The organism is Caballeronia sp. dw_276 (assembly GCF_018449635.1).
GTDB lineage: Bacteria > Pseudomonadota > Gammaproteobacteria > Burkholderiales > Burkholderiaceae > Caballeronia.
Map to the genome: position 1 here is coordinate 118,536 of NZ_JAAVUV010000009.1, position 26,173 is coordinate 144,708.

The 26,173-nt window shown below is 60.5% G+C and carries 30 protein-coding genes, 1 tRNA gene, 1 pseudogene and 1 riboswitch; of the genes and pseudogenes, 15 read left to right on the forward strand and 17 right to left on the reverse strand.

What is annotated here, in order from left to right:
- Positions 1 to 15 precede the first annotated feature (15 nt).
- On the reverse strand, positions 16 to 822 hold the full coding sequence (locus tag HB633_RS19820) for an IclR family transcriptional regulator (protein ID WP_213779890.1): 807 nt from the start codon (positions 820 to 822) through the stop codon (positions 16 to 18).
- Positions 823 to 919: 97 nt separating this feature from the next.
- On the opposite strand from HB633_RS19820, the gene HB633_RS19825 reads away from it, so the two are divergent.
- Positions 920 to 2,110: an acyl-CoA dehydrogenase gene (locus HB633_RS19825; protein ID WP_213779891.1), complete on the forward strand. Its 1,191-nt coding sequence runs from the start codon at positions 920 to 922 to the stop codon at positions 2,108 to 2,110.
- 74 nt (positions 2,111 to 2,184) lie between these two features.
- On the opposite strand, the gene HB633_RS19830 is transcribed toward HB633_RS19825, so the two are convergent.
- Positions 2,185 to 2,823: a peroxiredoxin gene (locus tag HB633_RS19830; RefSeq protein WP_213779892.1), complete on the reverse strand. Its 639-nt coding sequence runs from the start codon at positions 2,821 to 2,823 to the stop codon at positions 2,185 to 2,187.
- A gap of 401 nt (positions 2,824 to 3,224) precedes the next feature.
- Between HB633_RS19830 and HB633_RS19835 the strand changes: the two genes are divergently transcribed.
- From HB633_RS19835 to HB633_RS19845, 3 genes are all read left to right on the forward strand, one after another.
- On the forward strand, positions 3,225 to 3,527 hold the full coding sequence (locus HB633_RS19835; RefSeq protein ID WP_056355014.1) for a DUF883 family protein: 303 nt from the start codon (positions 3,225 to 3,227) through the stop codon (positions 3,525 to 3,527).
- 196 nt (positions 3,528 to 3,723) lie between these two features.
- Positions 3,724 to 4,104 (forward strand): phage holin family protein, encoded by a 381-nt coding sequence (locus tag HB633_RS19840; RefSeq protein WP_213779893.1) that lies wholly within the window; start codon positions 3,724 to 3,726, stop codon positions 4,102 to 4,104.
- Between the two features lie 75 nt (positions 4,105 to 4,179).
- A complete protein-coding gene (locus tag HB633_RS19845; protein WP_213779894.1) occupies positions 4,180 to 4,695 on the forward strand; it encodes a DUF3318 domain-containing protein in 516 nt (171 codons plus the stop codon).
- Between the two features lie 29 nt (positions 4,696 to 4,724).
- Here the strand turns inward: HB633_RS19845 and HB633_RS19850 are convergent, their stop codons facing one another.
- The 7 genes and pseudogenes from HB633_RS19850 to glyA all read right to left on the reverse strand — a co-directional run bounded on the left by HB633_RS19850 (position 4,725) and on the right by glyA (position 9,319).
- Complete coding sequence (locus tag HB633_RS19850; protein WP_213779895.1) at positions 4,725 to 5,165, reverse strand: type IV pilin protein; 441 nt, start codon at positions 5,163 to 5,165, stop codon at positions 4,725 to 4,727.
- A complete protein-coding gene (locus HB633_RS19855; RefSeq protein WP_213779896.1) occupies positions 5,162 to 5,698 on the reverse strand; it encodes a hypothetical protein in 537 nt (178 codons plus the stop codon). Before HB633_RS19855 ends, HB633_RS19850 begins: the two co-directional genes overlap by 4 nt.
- Complete coding sequence (locus tag HB633_RS19860; protein ID WP_218626806.1) at positions 5,695 to 6,480, reverse strand: PilW family protein; 786 nt, start codon at positions 6,478 to 6,480, stop codon at positions 5,695 to 5,697. The genes HB633_RS19855 and HB633_RS19860 overlap by 4 nt, the downstream gene beginning before the upstream one ends.
- The gene (locus HB633_RS19865; RefSeq protein WP_213779897.1) at positions 6,477 to 6,884 is read right to left on the reverse strand and encodes a prepilin-type N-terminal cleavage/methylation domain-containing protein; all 408 of its coding nucleotides are present in this window, start codon (positions 6,882 to 6,884) and stop codon (positions 6,477 to 6,479) included. The genes HB633_RS19860 and HB633_RS19865 overlap by 4 nt, the downstream gene beginning before the upstream one ends.
- Positions 6,881 to 7,431, reverse strand: a pseudogene (locus tag HB633_RS19870) (GspH/FimT family pseudopilin). Before HB633_RS19870 ends, HB633_RS19865 begins: the two are co-directional and overlap by 4 nt.
- Before the next feature lie 154 nt (positions 7,432 to 7,585).
- Entirely contained in the window at positions 7,586 to 8,068 is a 483-nt protein-coding gene (gene nrdR, locus HB633_RS19875) for a transcriptional regulator NrdR (RefSeq protein ID WP_213779898.1), read from the reverse strand.
- Positions 8,069 to 8,071: 3 nt separating this feature from the next.
- Complete coding sequence (glyA, locus tag HB633_RS19880; protein WP_213779899.1) at positions 8,072 to 9,319, reverse strand: serine hydroxymethyltransferase; 1,248 nt, start codon at positions 9,317 to 9,319, stop codon at positions 8,072 to 8,074.
- A 160-nt stretch (positions 9,320 to 9,479) separates the two neighbouring features.
- Positions 9,480 to 9,579: riboswitch (ZMP/ZTP riboswitch) on the reverse strand.
- Between the two features lie 167 nt (positions 9,580 to 9,746).
- Between glyA and HB633_RS30965 the strand changes: the two genes are divergently transcribed.
- From HB633_RS30965 to HB633_RS19930, 11 genes are all read left to right on the forward strand, one after another.
- Complete coding sequence (locus HB633_RS30965) at positions 9,747 to 9,878, forward strand: hypothetical protein (protein ID WP_255581022.1); 132 nt, start codon at positions 9,747 to 9,749, stop codon at positions 9,876 to 9,878.
- Positions 9,875 to 10,621 (forward strand): bifunctional NADP-dependent 3-hydroxy acid dehydrogenase/3-hydroxypropionate dehydrogenase YdfG, encoded by a 747-nt coding sequence (gene ydfG, locus HB633_RS19885; protein ID WP_213779900.1) that lies wholly within the window; start codon positions 9,875 to 9,877, stop codon positions 10,619 to 10,621. The genes HB633_RS30965 and ydfG overlap by 4 nt, the downstream gene beginning before the upstream one ends.
- Before the next feature lie 122 nt (positions 10,622 to 10,743).
- Complete coding sequence (gene ybgC / locus HB633_RS19890; RefSeq protein WP_255581023.1) at positions 10,744 to 11,226, forward strand: tol-pal system-associated acyl-CoA thioesterase; 483 nt, start codon at positions 10,744 to 10,746, stop codon at positions 11,224 to 11,226.
- 180 nt (positions 11,227 to 11,406) lie between these two features.
- Positions 11,407 to 12,084 carry a protein TolQ gene (gene tolQ / locus HB633_RS19895; protein ID WP_056354982.1) on the forward strand — a complete coding sequence of 226 codons (678 nt, stop codon included), beginning with the start codon at positions 11,407 to 11,409 and terminating at the stop codon, positions 12,082 to 12,084.
- A 10-nt stretch (positions 12,085 to 12,094) separates the two neighbouring features.
- Positions 12,095 to 12,541 carry a protein TolR gene (gene tolR / locus HB633_RS19900; protein WP_056354979.1) on the forward strand — a complete coding sequence of 149 codons (447 nt, stop codon included), beginning with the start codon at positions 12,095 to 12,097 and terminating at the stop codon, positions 12,539 to 12,541.
- Positions 12,541 to 13,635, forward strand: a complete 1,095-nt coding sequence (gene tolA / locus HB633_RS19905) for a cell envelope integrity protein TolA (RefSeq protein ID WP_213780019.1) — start codon at positions 12,541 to 12,543, stop codon at positions 13,633 to 13,635. Before tolR ends, tolA begins: the two co-directional genes overlap by 1 nt.
- 135 nt (positions 13,636 to 13,770) lie before the next feature.
- Positions 13,771 to 15,066: a Tol-Pal system beta propeller repeat protein TolB gene (tolB, locus tag HB633_RS19910; protein WP_213779902.1), complete on the forward strand. Its 1,296-nt coding sequence runs from the start codon at positions 13,771 to 13,773 to the stop codon at positions 15,064 to 15,066.
- A 44-nt stretch (positions 15,067 to 15,110) separates the two neighbouring features.
- Positions 15,111 to 15,617 carry a peptidoglycan-associated lipoprotein Pal gene (gene pal / locus HB633_RS19915; protein WP_047845194.1) on the forward strand — a complete coding sequence of 169 codons (507 nt, stop codon included), beginning with the start codon at positions 15,111 to 15,113 and terminating at the stop codon, positions 15,615 to 15,617.
- A 27-nt stretch (positions 15,618 to 15,644) separates the two neighbouring features.
- Positions 15,645 to 16,394, forward strand: a complete 750-nt coding sequence (ybgF, locus tag HB633_RS19920; protein ID WP_075360017.1) for a tol-pal system protein YbgF — start codon at positions 15,645 to 15,647, stop codon at positions 16,392 to 16,394.
- A gap of 204 nt (positions 16,395 to 16,598) precedes the next feature.
- A tRNA-Lys gene (locus HB633_RS19925) sits at positions 16,599 to 16,674 on the forward strand.
- Positions 16,675 to 17,019: 345 nt separating this feature from the next.
- Positions 17,020 to 17,949 (forward strand): MBL fold metallo-hydrolase, encoded by a 930-nt coding sequence (locus HB633_RS19930; RefSeq protein WP_213779903.1) that lies wholly within the window; start codon positions 17,020 to 17,022, stop codon positions 17,947 to 17,949.
- A gap of 82 nt (positions 17,950 to 18,031) precedes the next feature.
- On the opposite strand, the gene proX is transcribed toward HB633_RS19930, so the two are convergent.
- The 8 genes from proX to HB633_RS19970 form a co-directional block, all read right to left on the reverse strand.
- Positions 18,032 to 19,069, reverse strand: a complete 1,038-nt coding sequence (gene proX, locus HB633_RS19935) for a glycine betaine/L-proline ABC transporter substrate-binding protein ProX (RefSeq protein WP_213779904.1) — start codon at positions 19,067 to 19,069, stop codon at positions 18,032 to 18,034.
- 85 nt (positions 19,070 to 19,154) lie between these two features.
- On the reverse strand, positions 19,155 to 20,084 hold the full coding sequence (locus HB633_RS19940) for a proline/glycine betaine ABC transporter permease (RefSeq protein WP_213779905.1): 930 nt from the start codon (positions 20,082 to 20,084) through the stop codon (positions 19,155 to 19,157).
- The gene (locus tag HB633_RS19945) at positions 20,077 to 21,270 is read right to left on the reverse strand and encodes a glycine betaine/L-proline ABC transporter ATP-binding protein (protein ID WP_213779906.1); all 1,194 of its coding nucleotides are present in this window, start codon (positions 21,268 to 21,270) and stop codon (positions 20,077 to 20,079) included. Before HB633_RS19945 ends, HB633_RS19940 begins: the two co-directional genes overlap by 8 nt.
- The gene (locus tag HB633_RS19950; protein WP_213779907.1) at positions 21,267 to 21,623 is read right to left on the reverse strand and encodes an NIPSNAP family protein; all 357 of its coding nucleotides are present in this window, start codon (positions 21,621 to 21,623) and stop codon (positions 21,267 to 21,269) included. Before HB633_RS19950 ends, HB633_RS19945 begins: the two co-directional genes overlap by 4 nt.
- Entirely contained in the window at positions 21,620 to 22,444 is an 825-nt protein-coding gene (locus tag HB633_RS19955; RefSeq protein WP_213779908.1) for an alpha/beta hydrolase, read from the reverse strand. The genes HB633_RS19950 and HB633_RS19955 overlap by 4 nt, the downstream gene beginning before the upstream one ends.
- 3 nt (positions 22,445 to 22,447) lie before the next feature.
- Positions 22,448 to 23,542 carry an LLM class flavin-dependent oxidoreductase gene (locus HB633_RS19960; protein ID WP_213779909.1) on the reverse strand — a complete coding sequence of 365 codons (1,095 nt, stop codon included), beginning with the start codon at positions 23,540 to 23,542 and terminating at the stop codon, positions 22,448 to 22,450.
- Between the two features lie 71 nt (positions 23,543 to 23,613).
- Positions 23,614 to 25,125, reverse strand: coding sequence for an aldehyde dehydrogenase (locus tag HB633_RS19965; RefSeq protein WP_213779910.1), 1,512 nt, complete (start codon positions 25,123 to 25,125; stop codon positions 23,614 to 23,616).
- A 17-nt stretch (positions 25,126 to 25,142) separates the two neighbouring features.
- Complete coding sequence (locus HB633_RS19970; protein ID WP_213779911.1) at positions 25,143 to 26,123, reverse strand: flavin reductase family protein; 981 nt, start codon at positions 26,121 to 26,123, stop codon at positions 25,143 to 25,145.
- Positions 26,124 to 26,173 lie beyond the last annotated feature (50 nt).

Consider the following 26,173-nt stretch of genomic DNA (forward strand, 5'->3'; position numbering starts at 1 on the left):
CGATGGTTCGGACCTTTATGCGAGCCGCGCGGCCAGTGCGCGGAGCTTCGGCCCGACAATATCTCGAAAATAAGCCTCATCCATAGACGACGCCGGCCCGCTGCTGCTCAGCACCAGCCAGCGGCCGTTGCGGAGATCGCGAACGGGCGCGGCGATCGCGTTCACATCGGCGTGCCAGTCGCGAAACGAGTAGCAACAGCCATCACGCGCGTAATCGGCGATGGCGTCTCGCGCCGCTTTCACCAATCGCTCACCGTCTTCGCCATTTGCCTGCGCCGCCGCGCCAAGTTCATCCAGCAACGCGGCCTGCAGGTCCGGTTCCTGCACGGCCAGATAGGCGCGGCCCATGGAACTGGTCAGCATGGAAAGACGTGATCCCGGCGCGAGGCCGAGCGTCAGCGCCGTCTCGCTGCGGATGGTTTCCAGGTAGATCATGTCGAGGCCGTCGCGGCATCCCAGCGACACAGCCGCGCCGATCTCCCGCGCCAGGACGCGCATGTGCGGCCGCGCGAGTTCGAGTGCGTCCGCACCGGCGAGCAGCGCAAAGCCGAGCGACAGCACGCCGGTGTCGAGCGCGTATTTGCCGGCGGGTTCATCGAAACGCAGGTAGCCGAGCGTGGTCAGCGTGTAGGCAAGACGGTTGACGGTGGCTTTAGGAAGACCGGTCCGTTCGACGAAATCGCGATTTCCCAACAAGGTTTCTCCGGGACGGAACGCCCGAAGCAACTCCAGCCCGCGGGCCAGCGCGACGACAAAGCGGCGTTCATCGATTCCTTCCGATGAACCCGGTGAATTGGTTATCCCGATGGAACTCGAAGGCATCGAATGCTAGACTCGGTCATTAATTTGCAAAACATTGTTCCGCTTAGCGGAACATCAGTCAAGTCCGAAAAATTGGGAAAGAGAACAGGAGAACACCATGGCCGATGCCGCCCGTTTCAACTGGGAAGATCCGTTGCTGCTCGATCAGCAGTTGAGCGACGAAGAACGCATGATTCGCGACGCCGCGCACGCTTACGCGCAGGACAAACTGCAGCCGCGTGTGCTTGAAGCTTTCCGCAATGAACGCACCGACGTCGCGATCTTCCGTGAAATGGGTGAACTCGGCCTGCTCGGCCCGACCATTCCCGAGCAATACGGCGGACCTGGCCTGAACTACGTCAGCTACGGCCTGATCGCACGCGAAGTGGAGCGCGTGGATTCGGGTTATCGGTCGATGATGTCGGTGCAGTCATCGCTCGTCATGGTGCCGATCAACGAATTCGGCACCGACGCGCAAAAAGAGAAGTACCTGCCGAAACTGGCGACGGGCGAATGGATTGGCTGTTTCGGCCTCACCGAGCCGAACGCGGGTTCCGACCCGGCCAGCATGACCACGCGCGCCAAAAAGGTCGATGGCGGGTTCTCGCTTTCCGGCCAGAAGATGTGGATATCGAATTCGCCGATCGCCGATGTCTTCGTGGTCTGGGCGAAGCTCGAAGAAGACGGGCGCGACCTGATTCGCGGTTTCATCCTGGAGAAAGGCTGGAAAGGCCTCACCGCGCCGGCGATTCACGGCAAGGTTGGCTTGCGGGCATCGATTACGGGCGAAATCGTGATGGATGAAGTGTTCGTGCCGGAAGAAAACCTGATGCCCAATGTTAGCGGGCTCAAGGGACCGTTCACCTGTCTGAATTCGGCGCGCTACGGCATCGCTTGGGGCGCACTCGGCGCAGCCGAGGCCTGCTGGCACATGGCGCGGCAATACACGCTGGATCGCAAGCAGTTCGGGCGTCCGCTCGCCGCGAACCAGCTCGTCCAGAAGAAACTCGCCGATATGCAAACCGAAATCACGCTCGGCCTCCAAGGCGTGCTGCGCCTTGGCCGCATGAAGGACGAAGGCACGGCGGCGGTCGAGATCACGTCGATCATGAAGCGTAATTCGTGCGGCAAGGCGCTGGACATTGCGCGTCTTGCGCGTGACATGCTGGGTGGAAACGGAATTTCGGACGAATTTGGCGTTGCCCGCCATCTGGTGAATCTCGAAGTGGTGAATACCTACGAAGGTACGCACGACATCCATGCGCTGATTCTTGGTCGCGCGCAAACCGGGATTCAGGCGTTTTTCTGAACCGGCGATTGGGGAAGGCCCAGTAAAAAAGCCAACGCTTTTAAGGCGTTGGCTTTTGCTTTTAAGCGACGGGTTTATTTATTCGGTTGCGGCGTCAGGCGCAGATACGGGCGCACGGCCTTGTACCCCTTCGGAAACTTGCGCTTGATTTCCTCTTCGTCCTTCAGCGACGGCACAATCACCACGTCGTCGCCCTGCTTCCAATTGCCCGGCGTTGCGACCTGATGACTGTCGGTCAGTTGCAGTGAATCGATCACGCGCAGGATTTCATCGAAATTGCGTCCCGTGCTCGCCGGGTACGTGATCGTCAAACGCACCTTCTTCTGCGGATCGATGACAAAAAGCGACCGCACCGTCAGCGTGGCGTTCGCATTCGGGTGAATCATGTCGTACAGCTCGGAGACTTTGCGGTCGCCGTCGGCGAGGATCGGGAAACCAACGTTGGCCGCCTGCGTTTCGTTGATGTCCTTGATCCATTCCTTGTGCGATTCCACGTTATCCACCGACAACGCGATCGCCTTCACGTTGCGTTTCTCGAACTCGCCAGCCAGCTTCGCTGTCAGGCCGAGTTCCGTGGTGCAAACCGGCGTGAAGTCAGCCGGATGCGAGAACAGGACGCCCCAGCCATTGCCCAGCCATTCGTGAAACTTGATGCGGCCGACGCTGGAGTCCTGCTCGAAGTCGGGCGCTGTATCGCCAAGACGCAAGCTCATGTTGTATCTCCTGAAGTTAGAAACCGCGAGTTTCATCTCGCGGCGAACACTGCCATTAGCCTATGCCATTCGTGAAAACAGAAAAGGCGGCCCGACCAAAATTAAAGCATACGTGACTAGACCTGCACAACGAACGAACATTCCGTCAGATCGTCATGCACTTTTGTAATTTTTCGGGACATGGCGGGCGCAACGCAGGCGGCAACGCCGCTGAATTTTCGTGCATTGCGAACCCTATCTTCGCGCAAGACACTGGAGCCGGCGCGTGGAGCGTCCACGTTGAGCGGATTTGTGCATCGGGAACAAAAACTGCAAGCCTTGAGTTTCGGGGCCGGATGGACGCTGGTCACCCACCGCTTCTTTGGTACGATTGGCGTAGCCTCACCCGTTTGGAGCCATCAATGTCAGAAATCAATAAGGAGCGATTCATGTCGGATATCAAAACCGTTCTCGCAGACGCCGAAGACCTGTTGAAGCAGGCCGCGAGTGCCACTGGCGAGCGTGCATCCGAGTTGCGCGAGACCGCTCTGACCCGCTTGAAGCAAGCGAAGGAAAAGGCCGCGGATGCACAGGTCGTGGTGATCGAAAAAGGCAAGAAGGCCGCGCGCGCCACCGACGACTTCGTGCACGAACGTCCGTGGGCGTCCATTGGAATTGCCGGGGGCATTGGCGTTGTCATCGGCCTCTTGATCAATCGCCGTTAATCCCACCGTCAAGTTCGCCGGTTCGCCGCGTTATCGGCCTCTGGCTGCTCTCGCGAGCGGACCCGGCCCGAACATTGCCTGACAAGCCAAGAGCAGCGCCGGTTCGCCAGTGCTTTGCTCGACAGACCGGATGGATGCTTGTTGAATCCGCCCGGACATTTTTGCGCCAAAATAACGCGCTCTTCGCGCTCAAGCCATGACGACAGAAAGGCAATTTCAGCACGATACGCAAGGGCCGTTGCGCCGCATCGTCAGCTCCGTTTTCTCTATCTTCGAGACCCGGCTGGAGCTGATCGGCATAGAACTCTCGGAAGAAAAGGAACGGCTGCTCGGCGTCCTTTTCCTCGGCCTCGCTGCGATGATGCTGACCATGATGGCGCTCATCACGCTGACGGTACTGATCGCAATCGCATTCTGGGACACTTACCGATGGCAATCGCTGGCGGCAATTACCGCCGTGTACATCCTGGTAGCAGTCGCCTGTGCGCTTCGCGCACGCGCCGGACTGAGCAATGCGCCGAACGTGTTTGAAAGCACCCTTGCCGAATTCAAGAAGGACCGCGACACGTTTAACTGACACGCAGTGCGCACGTAGCTGCGCTGCATGTTGGGTACTGTATTTATCGATGACTTTCCACGAGCCAGCCACGCCATGAGTCAAACCGACGACACTTTCAAAGCTCAAAAGCGAGCAAACGCGCACAAGTTGAGCACGCCCCACATGCGCGCATTGCGCAAGGAACTGCTGATCGCGCGGGCTGACGTCGAGCGCATGGAACTGGCGCAGGCAAGCGCCGACCTGCGCTACAAGGTCAAGCACTTCAGCGTACTGAACCTGATCATGCCCGGACGCGGCAAGCGTGGGCGCACATCGGGCGTCGGCGGGTTCATGAGCCGCATGACGGGCGGCGCGGGCGGTGGTGGACTTGGCGGTCTGTTCAATGCCGGCAACCTGAGCCTGTTGTTGAAGCAATATCCCGTGGTCGGTTCGCTGGCTTCGCTGGTGCTCGCAAAACCGGTACGCACCCGGCTTCTCGCAAGCGCGAAGCCTTTGCTCAAATGGGGCGGACTGGGATTGGTCGGCTGGGAGGCTTACCGGGTGTGGCAACAGATGAAGTCCACCCCGGCCAACACACCGGCGGATACGGTCGTCGACCCCGACGCTTGATATATCCGCATGTATTTTTAGAGCTGGCGTCATTTGCCGCTCCAGCACGCCGCCACCTTGGGCGGCGTGAGTTTTTCGGCGGCACGGTTTGACTTCGCGCCGGTGGCATCGAGAGAAAAAGTGCCGCAGGCGTCGTTGGTCGCCGAGACGGGCTCGGCTTCAATCGAATAACCGCCGTTCATCTCTGATTCGCCCAATATCCGCAATACATAGATTGGCGTGCCGCTTGCCGGCGACTGATCGAAACCAGCCGGCAATTTCTGCGCGGTATCGCTACCTGAAACGGTTCGCGTGCTTTCCACGTAGTGCGCAGCGCGATAAAGCGCAGCAACCGCGTCCAGCCGACTCCCCTTCGCCACCTGCTGCTGATAAACCGGCATCGCAAACATGGCGATGACCGCCGCCACGCCGAGCGTGATCATGAGTTCAAGCAGGCTGAAGCCCTTGAATGTGGATGTTGCTGTGCTCATGGCGAGTTCGTCTGAAAAGGTTTTGCGACCACGCGCCGCCAGTGCCCGACCGCGCCGCTTTCGGCGATCTCAAGTTGTTGTTGCAACCACACCTCTCCCACGCGCCGGCCGAATCCACGCGCGGTGATCAGGAATGCTCCACCACTGTTTTCCGTTGAGGCTGGCCATGGTTCGATCAGGCATTGCGGCGGCTTCGCTGCGTGCGGCCACGTCGAAAAAGGCGTTATCGCATTCGCCGAAGCCCCTTCGAACGACGCCTTCAGCCGCCATTTCTCCGGCTCGCTGCCAAGCGGACTGGTGATGTCGCGCGGCTCAGGCAAGGAGTCGAGCGCAATCCGGGCGCAGCGCAGCAACGCGCTGTCGGCGCTGTGAAAAGCCTGCACACGATCCTCCGAATTGCCGGTTGCCCGCGCGCCAACCAACGCGGCTTCGAACCACGCGGCGGCGGTGACGAGCAGCATCGACGAAATCAGTAAGACAATGGGCAGCGCGATGCCGCTCGAGTGCCGGCGTTGGCCGGTTCGCATCTTCATGGCTGCTCCGGTCCATTGCGCAACGCGACCCGTCTGCGAAACGCCTGCCGGACGCGGCCATCGGCAGATACAGCCGAAACACCATCGCAATCCACATAACGCGGGCGCGCCGTCGCGCTTGGCGTGTCGCCGCGCGCGAGCACGCAGACGTCCACCGCCGTGACGAACGGCCATCGGTCTTTTGAGATCGCGGCGGCATCCACGGAAAGCGGCGCACCTTGAAGCCAATAGCCAATCCTCAGCCGCTCGATGCCCTCGACCATCGGTTGCCCCGTCCCCGGCTTGCCGCTGCCCTCGCAATAGAGCTCCGGCTCGACGGTCGAAGAACTGGCTTTGGCGTAGTAGCGATTCGTGATCCGCTCACCCGCCGATATCTGTCCGAGGCAATCCGTTGGCGAGCCCGACGACGAAGGCCATGTCGAAATCGTATCTGCGCCGTAGCGGATCAGGATGCCGTCCGAACGGCTGCTCAGTGTCTCGCACGTCGGCGCCGCGTCGCTTCCAACAGGACGACCCGAAGAGCACCCGAACAACGCCGTAGACGCGTCCGATGCATCCAGCCCCGCTGGCATGAAGCGGGCCATTTGAACCTGTTGTGCGATCAGATCGAGCGCATTGCTTGCCGCCTCCCGCAGGCGGGCGCTTTCAGTTGCGCGATCGTAGGCCAGCCGCTGTCCGCGATACAGCGAAATGGTCGCGATAACGATCAACATCCCGAGCGCCGCTGATATCGCGAGTTCGAGCAGCGTATGGCCGCGCTGCGTTTTCCTGGGAATCGTCATCGTGCGAACGCCACGGTTACGCAGGCCAGCTTTGCACCGACACCGGGTTCGGCGCACGAAAGTTCATCGCCGTTACCGGATGCCGGCGAGCGCCACTTGACCACCGCGATATGCACGCCGTTGCCGCGATCCAGCACATCGATGCCACCTTCCGGCAACGCCGCTGCAGCCCGCAAGCGCCATTGCGCCACGATCGAATCGCGGTCGGCATCGCGGCGAATTCCTTCCACAACAGAATCCGCAATCGATACCGCCATCTCACGCATCACCATTGACCGCTCGTTGCGAGCAAGCCACATCTGCGCGTCGATAATGCCAAGCGCCGTTACCGCGGAAAGCGCCAGTGCGATCAACACTTCGATCAGCGAATCACCTCGATCAAACCCTCGCTTTGATGAGTTCATGCAGCTGCCCCGCATGCGCCCTGCGTGAGACGCGCGCGTCCGCCAGTGGCAATCCTGATACACCGGCGTCCACGCGCACCAAGCGACGCCAAAGCGCCATCTCGGGCACTGAAGTCGAAGCTGCGAAACCCGCCGATGATCTGCCCCGACGGCGGCGTGAACGAAAGCTCGCTCCCCGTTCCGCCCACGGCGACGCCGGCCAAAGCCGGTTGCATGCGCATCATCGTCCGCCCACCATCGCGATCAGCGAACAACGCCCAGCCGCATGCCCAGTCAGTCAGGCCGCCTCGCATGCTTTCCCGGACAGAAGACACGCGCGTGCGGCGTCGACGCGGCACAAGGTAATGCGCGCGCCACGCCGGATTGCTTCGGAGCGCGCGAGCGTGAGCGTGGACAACATGGCGCGCGCTCTCGCATCGACCTGATCGCGCTTGTGCCACGCGACAAACGACGGCGCGGAAAACGTCGCGACGATCGCAATCACCGCAAGCACGACGGCAAGCTCGACCAGCGTAAAGCCGGGTGAACATCGGAAATTCATCTGCATCCCTCATTGATTGAACCGGGCAAGCAATCAATCTAAAGAGAATTTTCCGCGTCCGCCATTAGCCGATCGGCTGAGTATCGGACGTGCAAAAGCCTCGACATACTGTCGAAACGATTACGGGTTCAATGCGAGGGGAAGGGAAATGCAGAAACGCTCAGCGTTTGCGGGGACTGGCTTTGCGCGGCGCGGCGCGGCGAAATTCTTCCAGCACGTCTTCGAATTCGGACACGTCTTCAAAACGCTTGTAGACCGAAGCAAAACGCACGTAGGCAATGGTGTCCAGCTGGCGCAGCTCGTTCATGACAAGCTCGCCCAGACGGTCGCTGCGAACTTCGCGTTCGCCGCTGCCCAGCAACTGGTATTCGATGCGCGCAACGGCGGCGTCGATGGCGTCAGCCGCAACCGGGCGCTTGCGCAGTGCCAGTTGCATACTCGCCACAATTTTCGCGCGATCGAACTCGGTACGGCTGCCGTCCTTTTTAACCACGGACGGCAACGCGAGCTCCACGCGTTCATACGTGGTGAAACGCTTGTCGCAGGCGGGGCAACGCCGCCGCCGGCGAATCGCCGCCCCATCTTCCGAGACACGCGAATCGGCCACTTGCGTGTCTTCGTGACGGCAGAAAGGGCAGCGCATGGCTTAGCCGTACACCGGGAATTGCTTGGTCAACGCAGCGACCTTCGCGCGCACGCGCTCGAGGTTCGCTTCGTCTTCCGGCGCATCCAGCACGTCGGCAATCAGGTTTCCGACCTGCTCGGCCTCTGCCACGCCGAAACCGCGCGTGGTCATGGCAGGCGAGCCAAGACGCACGCCGCTGGTCACGAACGGCTTTTCCGGATCGTTCGGAATGGCGTTCTTGTTGACCGTGATATGCGCCTTGCCGAGCGCAGCTTCCGCTGCCTTGCCGGTGATGTGCTTCGCGCGCAGATCGACCAGCATCACGTGGCTTTCGGTGCGTCCCGAGACGATCCGCAATCCGCGTTCGACCAGCGTTTCGGCCAGGACACGGGCGTTGTCGACCACCTGTTGCTGATACGTCTTGAATTCCGGCGACAGCGCTTCCTTGAACGCGACTGCCTTGCCGGCAATCACGTGCATCAGCGGACCGCCTTGAATGCCTGGGAAGATAGCCGAGTTGATCTGCTTCTCGTATTCGGCTTTCATCAAGATCACGCCGCCGCGCGGGCCACGCAGGCTCTTGTGCGTCGTGGTCGTGACGAAATCGGCGAAAGGCACCGGGTTCGGATAAACGCCGGCCGCGATCAGACCGGCGTAGTGCGCCATGTCGACCATGAAATAGGCGCCAACGCTCTTCGCAATCTTCGACAAGCGCTCGAAATCGATCTTCAGCGCGAAAGCCGAAGCGCCTGCCACGATCAGCTTCGGCTTGTGTTCGCGGGCGAGCTCTTCGGTCTTGTCGTAGTCGATGTCTTCAGCTTCGTTCAGGCCATAGCTGACCACGTTGAACCATTTGCCCGACATGTTCACGGGCGAACCGTGCGTCAGGTGACCACCTTCGGCCAGGCTCATGCCCATGATGGTGTCGCCAGGTTTCAGCATGGCGAAGAACACGCCCTGATTGGCCTGCGAACCGGAATTCGGCTGCACGTTTGCTGCTTCGGCGCCAAAAAGTTGCTTTACGCGATCAATTGCCAGTTGCTCGACCACGTCTACGTACTCGCAGCCGCCGTAGTAACGCTTTCCCGGATAGCCTTCGGCGTACTTGTTCGTCAGTTGCGAGCCTTGCGCGGCCATGACTGCCGGGCTCGTGTAGTTTTCCGACGCGATCAGCTCGATGTGATCTTCCTGACGGGTATTTTCCTTCTCGATCGCTGCAAACAATTCCGGATCGACTTGGGCGATGGTGCTTTTAGCTCTATCAAACATACGTTTTCCGTTGAATGGGTGTCAGTTGACCGGATCGCGCGTGCGCAAAATGTCTGCGCCGCGAGAGCGCGAAGCACGATGGGTCCAGGCGAGGCGGAAGAGAGACGCTCCGTTTACGCGAGACGGACAGCCACCAGCAACGCAACACATGCGTGCGGATCTCAGCTGCCCAGGCGAACGGCAAAACGGCACCCTGCGCTTCCCGGTGGGTTAATCCACCTTGGACCCGAAGATCCTTGTCGCCAGTTACGCAGGGCTGGAGCGCCCTAGTTTAATGGGGCGTCCGAGATTAGGCAACAGCTGCTAAACACTTGAAATTGCTCGGTTCTATCAGGTCGCCCGTTGGCGAAACCGTCATTCGCAGGTGGTCGGGCACCAAATTTGCCTGCGGCGAGCGCCGCGAACAGGTTTGATGAGGAAAAAGGAAATGACAGCTGACAACTTGCCGCGCCGCATCAATGGAAGTACGCTGTCCGGCTTTCCCGCGCGCGCTCGGGCGCGGCGCGACCTGACCTTTCCGCAACCTGAACGCAACCTGACAACGGGAATCCGCACATGATCGTATTTGTCACTGGCGCTTCCGCCGGCTTCGGCGCCGCCATCGCCCGTACGTTTGTAAAAGGCGGCCATCGCGTCATTGCCACGGCGCGCCGCAAAGACCGGCTTCTGGAATTGTCGAAGGAACTCGGTGAAGCACTTTTGCCCGTCGAACTCGATGTCCGCGACGAAGCTGCCATCAAGTCCGTCACGGCCGGCCTGCCGGCTGAATTCGCCGATATCGATGTGCTCGTGAACAACGCCGGACTGGCGCTCGGCCTGGAGCCGGCACAGCGCGCGAGCCTCGATGACTGGAACAACATGATCGATACGAACTGTAAAGGTCTAGTCACAGTCACGCATGCCTTGTTGCCCGGCATGGTCGAGCGCAATCGGGGTCACGTGTTCAACCTGAGTTCGGTTGCGGCTACCTACCCGTACGCCGGCGGCAACGTATATGGCGCAACCAAGGCGTTCGTGCGTCAGTTCAGCCTGAACATGCGCGCCGACTTGGCCGGAACGGCGTTGCGCGTGACGGATATCGAGCCAGGATTGTGTGGCGGGACCGAATTCTCGAACGTGCGCTTCAAGGGCGACGACGCGAAGGCGGCGAATGTCTATAAAGATGTGCAGCCGCTGACGGCCGAGGATATCGCCGACGCCATCTACTGGATCGCCACGTTGCCGGCTCACGTGAACATCAATGCCATCGAAATGATGCCGGTCGCGCAATCGTTCGGCGGGTTGAGTATTCATCGCGGCTGAATGAGCGCCGCTGCCCGGCAACGACTTCGATGAAACCAATCGTAAGTTGTTGCCTGGAAACAGCAAATTACAGCGCGTTTCGGCGGCGGGTTTACAGCTTCCGGTAAAATGCGTGGATGAATATGTCAACCAGCGAGCATCAACCGGCGACCGGCCCTTTGACTTTCGACTGGCCGCTGCGGGTCTACTACGAAGACACCGACGCCGGCGGCATCGTCTTCTACGCGAACTACCTGAAGTTCTTCGAACGGGCGCGCACCGAGTGGCTGCGCGCGTGCGGTATCGATCAACGCAAGCTGTCCGAGTCAGATGGCGTATTGTTCGTCGTCAAGCGAACGGCGGTGGAATATTCGGCGCCCGCGCGGCTCGACGATGTTCTTCATGTGGTGAGCAGGATCGAGCGTATTGGACGGGCATCGGTGGATTTTCACCAGGAAGCGTGGCGCGACGGCGTGTTGCTGGCGGCCGGTGAGATCCGGGTCGCGTCGGTCAGTCTCGAATCCATTCGCCCCGTGGGAATTCCCGCGTCGGTGCTGGCTGGACTGCGCGGCGGTCCACGTGCAGGATGCGCGTCAACCGTGCCGACACCAATATCGTTTAAATAACCTTGTTCAGAAAAATCCTATGTAGACAAAGCATCTTTGACTCCATCCAGACCTGAACTGAATAGAGCCTGCGGGATTTTTCGCACGCAAGCACAGCAGCACCGAGCGCACTCCGGCGCTAACGATTTTCCTGACCGGAACCAACTCGGACGCCCCTTTGGGACGTAACAGCGGACTTTTATGAACACTACACAAGACCTGTCGATCGTTTCTCTCGTCATTCATGCCAGCCTGTTGGCTCAGGCCGTCATGGCGCTGTTGCTGATACTGTCGTTGTTGTCGTGGACGTACATCATTCGTAAATGGTTCGCCATCCGGCGCGCCCGCGCTCAGACCGAGCGCTTCGAACGCGATTTCTGGTCGGGCGGCGACCTGCAGGCGCTGTATCAAAGCGCGGCGAACAACCGTCACACCATCGGCGCACTGGAACGGATCTTCGAGTCCGGCATGCGCGAATTCCTGAAGGGCAAAGAACGCCGCATGAACGATCCGGCCGCCATTCTCGACGGTTCCCGCCGCGCCATGCGCGCCGCGTTCCAGCGTGAAATGGACGGGCTGGAGGTCAATCTCGCGTTTCTCGCATCGGTCGGCTCAGTCAGCCCGTATATTGGTTTGTTCGGCACGGTCTGGGGGATCATGAACTCTTTCCGCGGCCTCGCCAACGTACAACAAGCAACACTTGCCAACGTCGCGCCGGGTATAGCCGAAGCGCTCGTGGCAACGGCAATTGGCCTGTTCGCCGCAATTCCTGCCGTGGTCGCCTACAACCGCTACGCACACGATATCGACCGCCTCGCGATCCGCTTCGAAACGTTTATCGAAGAGTTCTCGAACATCTTGCAGCGCCAGGCTCACTAAGGAGTTCAGAATGGCCGGAGGTCCAATGCGTTCCAGCATGCGCGGCAGTTCAAGGCGCGCCATGTCCGACATCAACGTCGTGCCGTACATCGACGTGATGCTCGTGTTGCTCGTCATTTTCATGGTGACCGCCCCGCTCGTCTCGCCGTCCATCATCAACCTGCCGACGGTCGGCAACGCCGCGCCGCAAGAGCAAACACCGCCGGTCGTGGTCAATATCAAGGCCGACGGCAGCATGAACGTGCGCTACAAGGAAGACGGCGGCGCGGCGCAACAGCAGAACATGTCGAAGTCGGAACTCAATGACTTCGTGCTGAACCGGCAGGAATCGCATCCGGATCAGCCGGTCGTGATCGCCGCCGACAAAACCGTGAAGTACGAAGTCGTAATGAACGTGATGTCCGACATGAAAGCGCGCGGCGTCAAACGAGTCGGATTGTTAGTCAAATCGCAATGATGAATCGGCAGCCCAGCGGGAACCCTGGCGCGCGGACCAGCGCGCGCCCCATCCGTCCGCCGCGTGAGCGCGGCACATGGAAGGCGTTCGCGCTCGCCGCGTTGATGCACGTGCTGCTCGGCATCCTGCTGTATCACGGCGTGAACTGGCAGAACAACACGCCGGCCGGCGCGGAAGCCGAACTGTGGACGGATATTCCGGATTTGTCGGCGCCTACGCCGCGCATCGCCCCGCCGCCCGCGCCTCCGGTGAGGGTACAGCCCGCGCCGCCACCGGCGAAGGACGAAGAGGCTGACATCGCGTTGCAGGAAAAAAAGCGCAAGCAGGAAGCAGCGGCGCGCGCCGCGCAGCTCGCCGAGCAACAGCGCGCCCAGCAACAGGCCGAGCAGGAAGCCGAGGCCAAGCGCCAGCAGCTCGCGGCACAACAAGCGGCGCAGCAAGCTGCTGCGGCGTCAAAAGCCGCTCAGGATAAGCAGAAACAGGCCGATAAGCAGAAGCAGCTCGCCCAGCAGAAGCTCGATCAGCAGAAAGCGGCGCAGCAGGCCAAGGAAAAGCAGGCTGAGGCTGAGAAGGCCGACCAGCAGAAGGAACAAGCTGACGCAAAAGCGAAGGCGCAAGCTGATGCCAAGGCCCAAGCCGAAAAGGCTCAAGCTGAGGCGAAGGCCAAAGCCAAGGCCCAGGCCGACGCGCAAGCCAAGGCCAAGCTCGACAAGGAACGCAGCGCGCGGCTCGCCGCATTGCAAGGTCAGGCGGGTGGCGGCACGAATTCGAGCGGCGACGGCCTGGCCAAGAGTGGTACGGGCAGTGGCGCGGGCGGAACGGCGACATCGGCGGGATATGCCGAGAAGGTGCAGCGTCGAGTGCGCCCGAATATCGTGTGGGCTGGAGAAACGGCGGGACTGGAAACCGTGGTCGCGGTGCGTTGTTCGCCGACCGGAACGTTGTTATCGGCGACTATTCGACGTTCGAGCGGCAACGAGCAATGGGACGAAGCCGCGTTGCGCGCGGTCCAGCGCTCGGACCCGATGCCCGTCGATACCAACGGGCAAGCGCCTTCCGCATTCACGATCACCCTGCGCCCGGCGGGCGGCTGATGGGATTTGATGGCGCGGTGAAACATTTTTGGGACGTTCGGACCCATCGTGTGAAGATTGGGAACGAATTGTGCGATTGGCGGTCTGTTGTGCAGCCGTCAATAGTTTAAATACTGCTTTTTTGGAATCAGATACATGAGTTTGATGACGAAGCTTGGCCTGAAAACGCTTGTAGCCTCCTGCCTGATCGCGGCGGGAACCTCCGCTGCACAGGCGCAGCTGAACGTGCTCGTGACTGGCGTAGGTTCGACTCAGTTTCCTATCGCCACCGCAACTTTCGCTAACGAAGCGAATTCGCCGCAGCAGGTCAGCGCGATCATCCGTCAGGATTTGCAGCGCAGCGGGAAGTTCACGAATGTCGACGCGGGCGGCACGCCGGTATCGGAAACGGATTCTGTCGATCTCGGCAGCTGGAAGGCCAAGGGCGCGGATGCTTTCGTGTCGGGCAGCGTGACGAAGCTGCCGAACGGCCAGTTCGAAGTGCGCTTCCGCCTGTATGACACGGTCAAGCAGGAAAGTCTCGGCGGCCTCTCGCTCGTCAGCCCGGAAAGCGGCCTGCGCATGAGCGCGCACAAGGTTGCCGACTACATTTATGCAAAGTTGCTCGGCGGGCGCGGCGTGTTTGCGACACGGCTTTCCTACGTGATCAAGACCGGCGGGCGTTACCAATTGCAGATTTCCGACTCCGACGGCCAGGACGCGCGCATTGCGCTCTCCAGCCCCGAGCCGATCATCTCGCCGGCCTGGTCGCCTGACGGCACCAAGGTGGCGTATGTTTCTTTCGAAAAGAAAAAGCCCGTGGTCTATATCCACGATTTGCCGACGGGCAAACGCGTGATCGTATCGAATCAGAAGGGCAATAACAGTGCACCGGCGTGGTCGCCGGACGGCCGCAGGCTCGCGGTCGCCCTTTCCACCACCGGCAACACGCAGATTTTCCAGGTGAACGCAGACGGCAGCGGTTTGCGCCGCCTGACGACGGGCAGCTCGATCGACACCGAGCCGGCTTACTCTCCCGATGGCAATTCGATTTATTTCACGAGCGACCGAGGCGGCGCGCCCCAGATTTACAAGATGTCGGCGAACGGCGAAAGCGCCGGCACGGCACAGCGCGTCACATTCACGGGCAGCTACAACACCAGCCCGCGTGTGAGCCCGGACGGCAAGCAAGTCGCGTACATTTCGCGCGTTGGCGGCGGCTTCAAGCTGTATCTGCTGGACCTTGCGTCCGGTACAGCAACAGGCCTGACCGACACCACGCATGACGAATCGCCCAGCTTCGCGGCGAATGGTCAGTACATCCTCTACGCCACCCAGGTGAACGGGCGTGGCGTGTTGGCAGCCGTGTCGACCGACGGTCGTACGCGGCAAGTCTTGTCGCTTCAGGGGGGCAGCGTACGCGAGCCGTCCTGGGGTCCGTTCATGCAGTAAACCTAATGCAATAACTCAAGCAGCAACACACAAGGAGAGTAACCATGATGTCTAAAATTCGTATCGGCTTTGCAGTGGCGATGGTCGGTGCATTGGCCGCATGTCATTCAGGCGTCAAGCTGGATGAAGGTGCAAACAAAGGCGCGATCGGCACGCAACCCGACGCGAACGCAGTTCAACAGGTCAACGTCGATCCGCTGAACGATCCGAATAGCCCGCTCGCGAAGCGCAGCATTTACTTCGACTTCGACAGCTATGCAGTTCGTGATGACTACCAGCCGCTGTTGCAGCAACACGCACAGTATCTGAAGAGCCATCCGGACCGTCACGTCCTGATCCAGGGCAACACCGACGAACGCGGCACGAGCGAGTACAACCTGGCGCTTGGCCAGAAGCGTGCTGAAGCTGTGCGTCGCGCAATGTCGCTGCTGGGTGTGGCGGACACGCAAATGGAAGCCGTGAGTCTGGGCAAGGAAAAGCCGCAGGCTACCGGTCATGACGAATCGTCGTGGGCACAAAACCGCCGCGCCGATCTCGCTTATCAACAGTAATAGAACCAGTCACGGGTGAGTCGCCGTATGTTGTATCGCTTCCCTTCGCTGCGCGCGGTCGCAGTTGCTTGTTTGCTGGGCTCGGCCGTGGTCGGCGGATCGGCGCATGCAGCATTGTTCGACGACAATGAAGCTCGCAAGGCCGTGCTCGATCTGCGCACGAAAACAGACGGTCTGTCGAGCCAGTTGTCCTCGGCTCAGCGCACTATCCTCGATCAGCAGAACCGTCTCGACCAGTTGAATCAGCAGGTCGCGACGCTTCGTGGCCAGAACGAGGATCTGGCCAACCAGCTGACCACGTTGCAGAAGCAGCAGAAGGACTACTACGCCGACCTTGATGGCCGGTTGAAGAAGCTCGAGCCGCAGCAGCAGACGGTGGATGGCGTGCAGGGTACGGTGCAGCCCGGCGAGACTGATTCGTTCAACGCGGCATCGACTCAGTTCCGCAACGGTGACTTCAAGAATGCGGCGGCGTCGTTCAAGACGTTCGTGGCGAAGTATCCGCAGAGTCCATATCAGCCGACTGCGCAGTACTGGCTGGGCAACGCGCAGTATGCGTTGCGCGATTACAAGGCATCGACCGCGACCTGGCAAAATCTGGTGAAGAGTTTCCCGACGCATCCGCGGGCGCCCGACGCGCTGCTCGCAATCGCGAACAACCAGATCGAGCAGGGTCAAAAACCCGCTGCGAAGAAGACGCTGGAACAGATCATCTCGCAGTACGGTGGAACCGAAGCCGCGCAGTCAGCTGAAAGCAAGATGTCGCAAGTGAAGTAAGCGTAAGGCCGCTTGGCATTGCTTTTCGGCCCCAAATCGCGCCTCTCGTGAAGGAGCCCGTAGCGTTGTTGCTACGGGCTTTTTCTTTGCATTTTGACTGCTATTTGACCGTTATTTGACTGCCTTTTGTCTGTTTCGACAGGCGACGGATTTTTACGCACCGTTGACAACTAGCGGCCGCTATGACTATAATTTCGGCTCTTTGGGTCGTTAGCTCAGCTGGTAGAGCAGCGGACTTTTAATCCGTTGGTCACAGGTTCGAATCCCGTACGGCCTACCAAAGACAAGAAGGGCTCAGCGAAAGCTGAGCCCTTTTTCCGTTTACGCGCGCTAACGCCGAGATTACACAGGCGCCAATTTCGCGGTCTAACACATGCCGAATTGCGAAACGAGCCTGGCTAAATATCTGTAAAAAAGGGTTCGCACTGCCGGGATCAACTGCATGGTTCGAGGCCGGCTCGCTATACTGCACGCTCTTGACCGTGCGTCCTGACACGCCGATTATCTACAATTCTTCGCCTTCGCTCTTCCGACGCTTAGTAGAGCGTATCGAAAAACCGTTGAGCTTTCGGCCAGGATCAGCACCTGAAAAAACTTCTCGACCACTTGAACCCGAGTTGATGAAATGATTCGTAAAGTCGTATCGCTTGTCGCCGTCATTGTCCTGTTACTGGCAGGCCTGGCCTACTACTGCATGTCCTCGCCAGCTGGACTTGCCAAAGCGCTGACTGTCTACTCTGCCGTCAAGCCATTGAAGGTCGAACCCGTACGCGATGGCGTCTATTACGCGACTGGAGGCTTTTCGAATAGCGGTTTTATCGTGGGCGACACCGGTGTGATCGTGATCGATGCACAGATGTTCGCGCCGTCCGCCAACAAGATGCTCAAAGCCATCGCCGGGATCACGCCGCTGCCGGTGAACACCATGATCCTGACGCACAGCGATCCGGACCACGTCGATGCGTTGCCGGCCTACCCGCGCGGAATGCAAATCATCGCCCAGGACAACACGCGGGTGGACATGCAAGCGGCGCTCGATAACCCCACTGAGAACAAAACGCCAACGCCTTCCGGCTTGAAGGACTATCTGCCGACGAAGAACGTGACAACGAACGAAAGTCTGGTTGTGGACGGAGTGCAAATGGAATTGCTGCATATCGCACCGGCCCACACCGATGGCGACCTGATCGTGTACCTGCCCGCGAAGAAAATCGTGTTTGCCGGGGACATCCTGACGCCTGGCTCCGGCCCGTACCCTGGCATACACCTTGAAAAACACGGCTCCTCGCTGGGCTGGATCAAGACGATGCAAGCCCTGATCGCGCTGGATGCGGACATTTACGTTTCCGGGCATGGGGAGCCGCTTAAACACGACGATCTGCAACCTCGCCTTGACGCTGCGGTACAACGAAGGGCTGAAATAGCGCGCATGGTGGCGCAAAACAAGAGCCTGGACGAAGTGAAAGCAATTCTCAACGACCCGCCCCCGACGGGTGTCGAAAAAGGGTTTCCGACGTTTACTGACACGACATACCAGGAACTGACCCAAAAGTGACCGGTGGCATTCGTTGCCTGTATCAGCGGGGCCGGAGAGGATCAGATCGCTACGTCGTCTTCCGGCCCGGCCAGGACTCGGCTCAATGCACCTTGCTGGCCGTCGCCACCCATTGATCAAACTGCGGCTTGTTCCCCGTCATCCATTCGTCGGCGAGCTTGTTGATCAAGGACGATGACCCGCCATTTTTACTGATCGCGTATTCCCATCCCGACCACGTCTTGCCCGGGAATTTGATCTGCTCGATCAGCGTTTTCACCGCCGGATTCGCGGCGATAAACTCCTTGTTGCCCACCGATCCCCAGTTCCACGACGACATCGCCATGCGGCACGGATTCGCCCCGCCCGCGCACCCTTCCACGCCGTTCACCAACGCCGATGCCTTGTTTGGAACGTTCGGCGGCAACGCGTCGCTGGGGGTCGGCAACCAGACTACGTCCTTGCCCGGAACCAGCGCGTTCGTGGTCCATGACGGGTTCCATGCGTAGAAGAACGCCGGCTTGCCGTCCTTGATGCGCGTGACGGCATCGACCATCAAAGCTTCGTATTTGCCGCGCACCGCGTGCACCGTCTGCTTGAGCCCGAACTTGTCGATCTGATAGTCGACCACGTCGCCGCAACTCCAGCCCGGGTCGCAACTGATGAGTTCCGCCTTGCCGTCGCTGCCAAAAAGTCCCGCGATCTTAGGGTCTTTCATCTGCTCGAGGCTCGTGATGTTGTGCGCCACCGCGGTTTTTTTATCGATGAGATAACCATTGATGCCGCCACCCACGATCATCCCGCCGCCCACGATCTCCGCCTGCTTTTCCACCGCTCTGAAGCCGGGTTCGCGTTGGGGAAAATTCACGTCGGTGGCTAGATCGACATCGCCTTGCGCCGCGGCCTGGAAGAACAGCGTGGTGTTCATCGTGCTGAGTTTGACGTCGTAGCCGAGCGCTTTCATGGCTTTCATCACGATCTGTGCGGCGACGTAATTGCCGCCGAGGCTATCGCTTTGTGCGTATCGAATGGTCTTGCCGTTGCCCGGCAACGTGTCGGCGAATGCGCCCACGCTAGCCGATGTCAAACCCACTACCGCCGCGACTGCGAGTGCCCGTCCTGCCCATGCAAATGGTCTCATCAAATTCCTTTATCGTGATCGTCGATCATCCGGCTCTCGGCCGGACGCGCCTGGGTTTTGCCTGATTTTTGCCTGACTTCCAACTTCACAAAGCTTTCTTGGCTTCCGCGTTCCTTGGCACTCGCTCGCCACGGACAAACCGCATCAAAACCGGCAGCAGCGCGCTACGCGTTCCGCCCTTCGATTGCGCCAGTTTCTGCGTGATGCGATCGAGCATCATCGCGAGCAGCACGATTGCGATGCCGCCAATCGCCGCTTGCCCGACATCCAGCCGGCCCAAGCCCTGAAGCACGACGAGACCCAAGCCTTCGGCGCCGATCATCGCGATCACAACCGACATGACCATTGCAGTGAGCACGGTCTGGTTGAGCCCGCCGAGGATGGTCGGGATGGCGAGCGGCAATTGCACTTCCCACAAAAGCTGGCGACGGTCGGCGCCAAACGCGAGACCCGCTTCCACAATTTCATGCTCGACCATCCGGATGCCGAGATGCGTGAAGCGGATCAACGGCGGCATCGCGGTGGTCACGACAGCGACTTCGCCCGGCACCGTGCCAACGCCGAACATCATCACCACGGGCACCAGATACACGAACGTCGGCGTGGTCTGCATGATGTCGAGCACGGGCCGCACGATGCGCCACACGCGGTCGCTGCGCGCGCACCAGATGCCGATGGGTATGCCGATCAACGCGCAGAACACAATGGCCGTCGCGATCAGCGACAACGTGGTGATGGCTTGCGCCCAGACGCCCATCGCTGCGATGAGAACAAGCCCCACCACGCTGAAGATCGCCACGCCCATGCTCGCAAGCCGCCAGGCGAGCAGAAACATCAGCACGAGCATCAACGGAAACGGGACGGCGTGAAGCACCGTGTCGTTGAAAGTCAGCAAGCGCTCGACGGGCCACTTGATGACGAGAAACATCGGCCGCAGGTTCTGTGCGATCCACTGGACGCCGTGCTGGATCCAATCGCCGATTGGCAAGACTGCGAGATCGTCGGCTTTAAACATGGCGTGCTCCCATGGCGCCCGCAGCGCCGATTCGGGCAAGGATCTGCCCTGCTTCCAGACGGCCGATCAGGCGGCCGGTTTCATCGATTACGCCGATCGGGCCGCCGTGCTTATCCTGCTGATAACTGCCGGCGACATCGACGAGCTTGGTGTGCGCGGGCACGCAAGTGAAACGCGTGTCGGGCCGGGGCATGCTGCCGCCGCCGCGCGCCTGTTCCATCTCCGAAGCAGTCACGGTGCCGAGAATGCGTTCGTCCGTGTCGAGCATGAAACCCGGGCCCGGCTGGCCGGTTGCGTCGCCCATGAGGATGCCGTTCGGGCCGCGCAAAACCGCAGAGAGCGATGTCATGACCGAACCGGCGTCGAACAATCTGCCGCGATCGACTTCGCGCGTGAATGCCGCGACGTAATCGCTGCCCGGTTCGAGCACGATGGATTGCGGCGTGCCTTCGCGAACCATCTTGCCCTCAGACATGATCGCGATGCGCGTGCCGAGCTTCAGCGCTTCCTGGAAGTCGTGGGTGATGAACAGGATGGTCTTGTTCAACGTGCGCTGAAGGCGCAGCAATTCGTCCTGCATCTCGGTGCGAATCAGCGGATCGAGCGCGCTGAATGCTTCGTCCATGATGAGCACGTCGGCATCGGTTGCAAGCGCGCGGGCCAGGCCCACGCGTTGACGCATGCCGCCGCTGAGTTCGTGAGGCATGTGATAACCCCAGCGCGCCAGTCCCACCACGTTCAGCACTTCTTCCGCGCGTTTGCGGCGATCGGCGGCGGACATGCCACGCAGCTTCAACCCGAACTCGACGTTTTCGATCACGCGACGATTCGGCAGCAGCGCGAAATGCTGGAAGACCATCGATATCCGCTTGCGGCGGACATCGCGAAGACCGGCTTCATCGAGCGTGCAGATGTCCTGGTCGTCGAGCAGGATCTTGCCCGCGCTTGGTTCATTCAGGCGATTGATGCAGCGCGCGAGCGTCGACTTGCCCGAGCCGGACAAGCCCATGATCATGTACATCGCGCCGGACGGAATGGAGAGCGATACGTCGTCGAGACCGACCACGTGACCCAGCGTTTCCTGCACTTCGGACTTGCTCTTGCCGGCCTTGAGCATGGCCAGCGCCTTCTCGGGCCTGTCCGTGAACACCTTGTACAAATGCTCGATCTTCAAACGCTCAGTCATCGCATCTTCTCCTCTGAAGAGCCGGCGGAAACGGGCAGATGCCGCAACGGTGAAAAGTCGGTCGGCACGAGAATCCTGTTTTCCGCCTGCTCGATGTTCTCTGACAGCCTCGGCAGGAATTCCTGCCATCTTGGGTCGTCCGCGAGTTGCTGACGGCGGCGCGCACGGTCGTTGAGATCGGCGTAGGCCCACATGTGCGTGACCTGGCTGAGCGGTCCGATATCCGTCGTGAAATAACCGATCAAATTGCCCAGGATCGGCTGCTGGATGGCGAGGCCTTCGTCGCGCACGAGCTTGAGATACCGGCCCATCCGGCCATTCCTGATCCGGTAGATTCGCTCTTCGATGATCATTGCCGCGTCTCCCGATCATCGCTCGCCAGAAAGCGGCGCATCAGTGCGGCAACCACGTCTGGCGCTTCGATCAGAATCGAGTGACGCAAGCCGGGCAGGATTTCAAGCTGCGAATTGGGAATGCGCTGATGCATGTACTGCGCCATTCGCGGGTTCGAACCCTGGTCCTCTTCGCCGGTCGCGATCAAGGTCGGCACGCTGATCTGATCGATGAAACCGCCAAAATCCGTCTGCGCCAAAACGCGGTAAGCCGCGGCATAACAATCGGGATCGTTCTCGGCGTTGCGCTGCCGCAGACGTGCGACGAGTTCGGGGTTGCGTTGCTGGAAGCCTTCGGTGAGCCAGCGCGAAAGCGAGGCATCGTAATGCGAACCACGGTCGCCGGATTGCAGCGCAGCAAGACGCGCCGCGACGCGCTCACGCTCTTCCGGCGTGCGTCCAGAAACGGTCGACAGCAACACGAGTTTCTTTAGGCGCTCGGGATGCGTCAGCGCGAGGCGCTGCGCAATCAGGCCGCCTAGCGAGAAGCCCGCGAGATCGAATTGATGGAAACCGACGTGATCGGCGAGCGCGAGGACATCGCTGACGAAGTCATCGATTTCATAACGCCCTTTCACCAGCGACGAACGTCCGTGACCGCGCAGATCGAGCGTCAGGATGCGGAACGTGTCCCTCAGCTTCGCGACAATGCCTTCCCATGCCTCGAGGTTCGAACCCACGCCGTGGATGCAAACCAGCGCACGCGAGCCCTCGCCTTCGAGCCGATAATTCAGCGCGATGCCACGGCCATCGAACGTCGTTGCAATACTCGCATCGGCCATAGTTCAGGCTCCCGCCGCCGCAACGGACAGCTCGCGCTGCAATTCGCGCTGACGTTCGCGCGCAGCAAAATGCGGCATGACTTCATCGATAAAAAGACGCAGCGTCTTCTTCTGAAGCTCGAAAGGCAGATTGAATGAGAGGCCGAGACAGAACTGGTCGACGCCCTGATCTTCGTAAATCTGCAACTTGCGAATCACTTCTTCGGGCGTGCCGAACATCAGGTTGTCGCGGATATTCGCCGGATCGTAGTTGGCGCGATTCGCCACCGTCTCGTAGGGCACGGGCTCGGGGAAACCATCGGTGACGGTGCCAATGTTCTGCATCAGGTTCTCGAACGTGCGGCCGAAATCCACGCTATGGCGCACAGCGGTTTGCCAGTCATCAGGACGATCGTAGACGCATGTGCGCCGCAACATCATGAAACGCGGACGCGGACGTTCGGGGTGATCGGCAACGGCCTTGCGAAACTTCTCGCCGAGCACGGCGACTTCCGCGGGCGGCGCGGACAGGGGCGTCGACAGGATGTTTGCGCCTACGCTGACAGCCCAGTCGAAGCTGCCCGGATCGCGCGTCGCGACCCAGATTGGCGGATGAGGTTGTTGCAGCGGTTTAGGCACCGATGTCGCCAGCGGGAACTTCCAGTAGTGGCCATCGTGCGCGTAGTCGCCGGCCCAAAGCTTCTGCACGGCCGGCACGATCTCCTTCAGATACGCGACGCCTTCCTGCTGCGGAATGCCGCCCGCCATGCGATCGAATTCATACTGATACGCACCGCGCGCAATCCCGAACTCGAGCCGGCCGCCGGTCAGGTGATCGCACATCGCGGCTTCGCCGGCAAGACGGATTGGCGACCAGTAAGGCGCGACCAGCGTCGCCGTGCCGAGCCGGATGCGCTGTGTGTGCTGCGACAACCATGTGAGGATCGAAAACGGATTCGGTGAAATCGTGCATTCGATGGTGTGATGCTCGGCGGTCCAGAGCGTCTCGAAGCCGCCTTCATCGGCAATGCGAGCGAGTGCAAGCATGTTCGACATGGCCGTGGACATGGAGTCCTCCGGCGAAAAACGCTCCATGCTCAGTGAGATGGCAAATTTCATGATGGGTCTCTCTTGGAATTTTTTGAGGCTCAGCGGCGCGCGCTCAGCGGCGCGCGCTTAGCGGCGCGCGCTCAGCGCAGGCGGATCACGAACGGGTCTTGCATCGCGCCCGAGTAATCGATCACCACGTTCTTCACGCGCGAGAATTCGCGCATCACTTCGAAGCCGCCGCGACGTCCGTAGCCGCTTCGTTTCGTGCCGCCATTCGCCGACATGTACGCCGCCGATCGATACGTGTTGATCCAGACCGTGCCCGCTTCAACGTCGCGCGCAAAACGCAACGCGCGGTCGATGTTCTGCGTCCAGATGCCGGAGGCGAGGCCGTATTCGGTATCGTTGGCGAGCGCGATGAGTTCTTCTTCCGTGTTGAACGGAACCACGCCCACGACCGGCCCGAAAATTTCTTCCTGCATGAAGCGCATTTCATTGCGTGCTTGCGTCATGACGGTGGGCTCGAAATACCATCCCTTCGATAAAGCCGAGTCCTTCGGCTTGCGTCCGCCAACCGCGATCTTCGCGCCTTCGTGTACGCCGGACGCAACGTAACCTTCGACCTTGTCGAGCTGGCTCGCCAAGGCGAGAGGACCGATGTCGGTATCGTCGGCCATGGGGTGGCCTACCTTCACGCGCCGCGTGCGCTCGACCAATGCCTCGACAAAGCGCTCGTAGATCGGCGCTTCGACAAAGCAGCGCGAACCGGCCACGCAGGTCTGCCCCGCCGCTGCAAACACGCCCGACACCACGCCGTTCACCGCGCGTTCCACATCCACGTCCGAGAACACCACGTGCGGCGACTTGCCACCGAGTTCCATCTGGCACGGCACGAGGTTCTGCGCCGCGTTGCCGGCGATCTTGCGTCCGGTCATCGTGCTGCCGGTGAATACGAACTTCGCGATGCCGGGATGGCGCGTGAGTGCGTCGCCGGTCGTGACGCCATCGCCGGTGACGACGTTGAATACGCCCGGCGGAATGCCTGCTTCAATCGCCAGTTCCGCGAGCGCGAGCGTCGACGCCGTCGCGTGTTCCGAAGGCTTCACGACCACCGTATTGCCGATCGCGAGACACGGCGCCAGCGTGCCCGTGAGCATCATCAGCGGCGAGTTCCACGGGATGATCATGCCGACCACGCCGATCGGTTCACGCAGATTGAAGTTGAGTGTGTCGAGCTTGTTGACGGGGATCGTGTCGCCTTGCAGCTTGTCGGCCATGCCGGCGAAGTACTGATACGAATCGGGGATCGCACGCATTTGGGCGCGCATTTCCTTGATGAGCTTGCCGTTGTCGCGGCATTCGATCAGCGCGAGTTCATCGGCGTTGGCGAGCACGAGTTCGGCAAGCCTGCGCACGAGTTTGCCGCGATCGGTTTGCGTGATCCGGCGCCACGCCGGGTTCTTCAACGCGGCTTGCGCGGAACGCACGGCGGCATCGACGTCGTCGGCATTGGCTTGCGCGAATTGATACCAGGGCTCGGCTGTCGTCGGGTCGTAGCTCGACACGTAGTGGCCGCTCTGCGGCGCAACGAACTCGCCGTGGATGAACAGATTTTGCTTCGACCCTTGCAGGCTTTCGACTGTCGTTTTCATCGGTACGTGATCCTTGTTCAGAGTTGCGGTTGCTGCAGGCGCGGCTGCGCGGCGCTGACCATCGCGATACGGCCGCCATCGTGCGAATCCATGTAGATGCCGAACCGACCGCCCGCGCTTTCGTGCACGTAGCGCCTCAACATGCCGCGAATTTCGGGCGTGGGAATGTCGTCGTAGGGAAGCTGGTCGAGCGGGAAGAAGCTGAAGTTCTCGGGGATCTCGCAAGCCGCGCGCGGCAATGCCAGGCGGGCGCGATAGATCAGGTACCCGGAGTCGCTGCCGGCGGCATCGAAGACGGAATAGAGGAATGTGTCATCGGGAAGCAGTTCGAGATCGCCGCCGCCGGATATCGGCAAGCGCCCGTTCACCAGCCGATGCGGCGCGCTCGGCAAGGTCCAGCCGTTCTCGCCGTCCTTCGCAAGCAGCAACGAACCTTCTGCCTCGATCAGATAACCCACGATCATGTTGTGCGACGACAGCCAGCCCGGTGGCAGCGGGTTCTTCACTTGCGCGTATCGGCCGCGACAGAAACCGAGAGGCGCGGTCGGGCTCGTGCCGAATGCCTGAACCCGGCCGATAAGAATCGTGTGGTCGCCCGCATCCACGCGGTCGTGCACGGTGCAATCGAACCACGTCAAACAATCGGACAAAACGGGCGCGCCGGTATGCACGCCGTCGTGACTGACTGCCACGAATTTATCGGCGGATTTGGAGGCGAAGAGATTCGATACATCCGTCTGCGCTTCGTGCAGCAGATTGACGGCGAAGTGATCGGTCTCCTGGAAGACCGGCGCGCTCGAAGCGCTCTTTCCTACGCATACGAGCAAAAGCGGCGGGTCCAGCGAAACGGAGGTGAACGAGTTCGCGGTCATGCCACGCGGACGGCCTTCCGAATCACGCGTGGTGATGACCGTCACGCCTGTCACGAAGGTGCCGAACGCCCGGCGCAAGGCCACGGGATCGACGGCGACAGGTTTATCTGAGACTTCGGCTTGCATGTACTTCACCTCGAACGTCGTTGCGTTGAGATAGAAGTTAAGCCATGCAA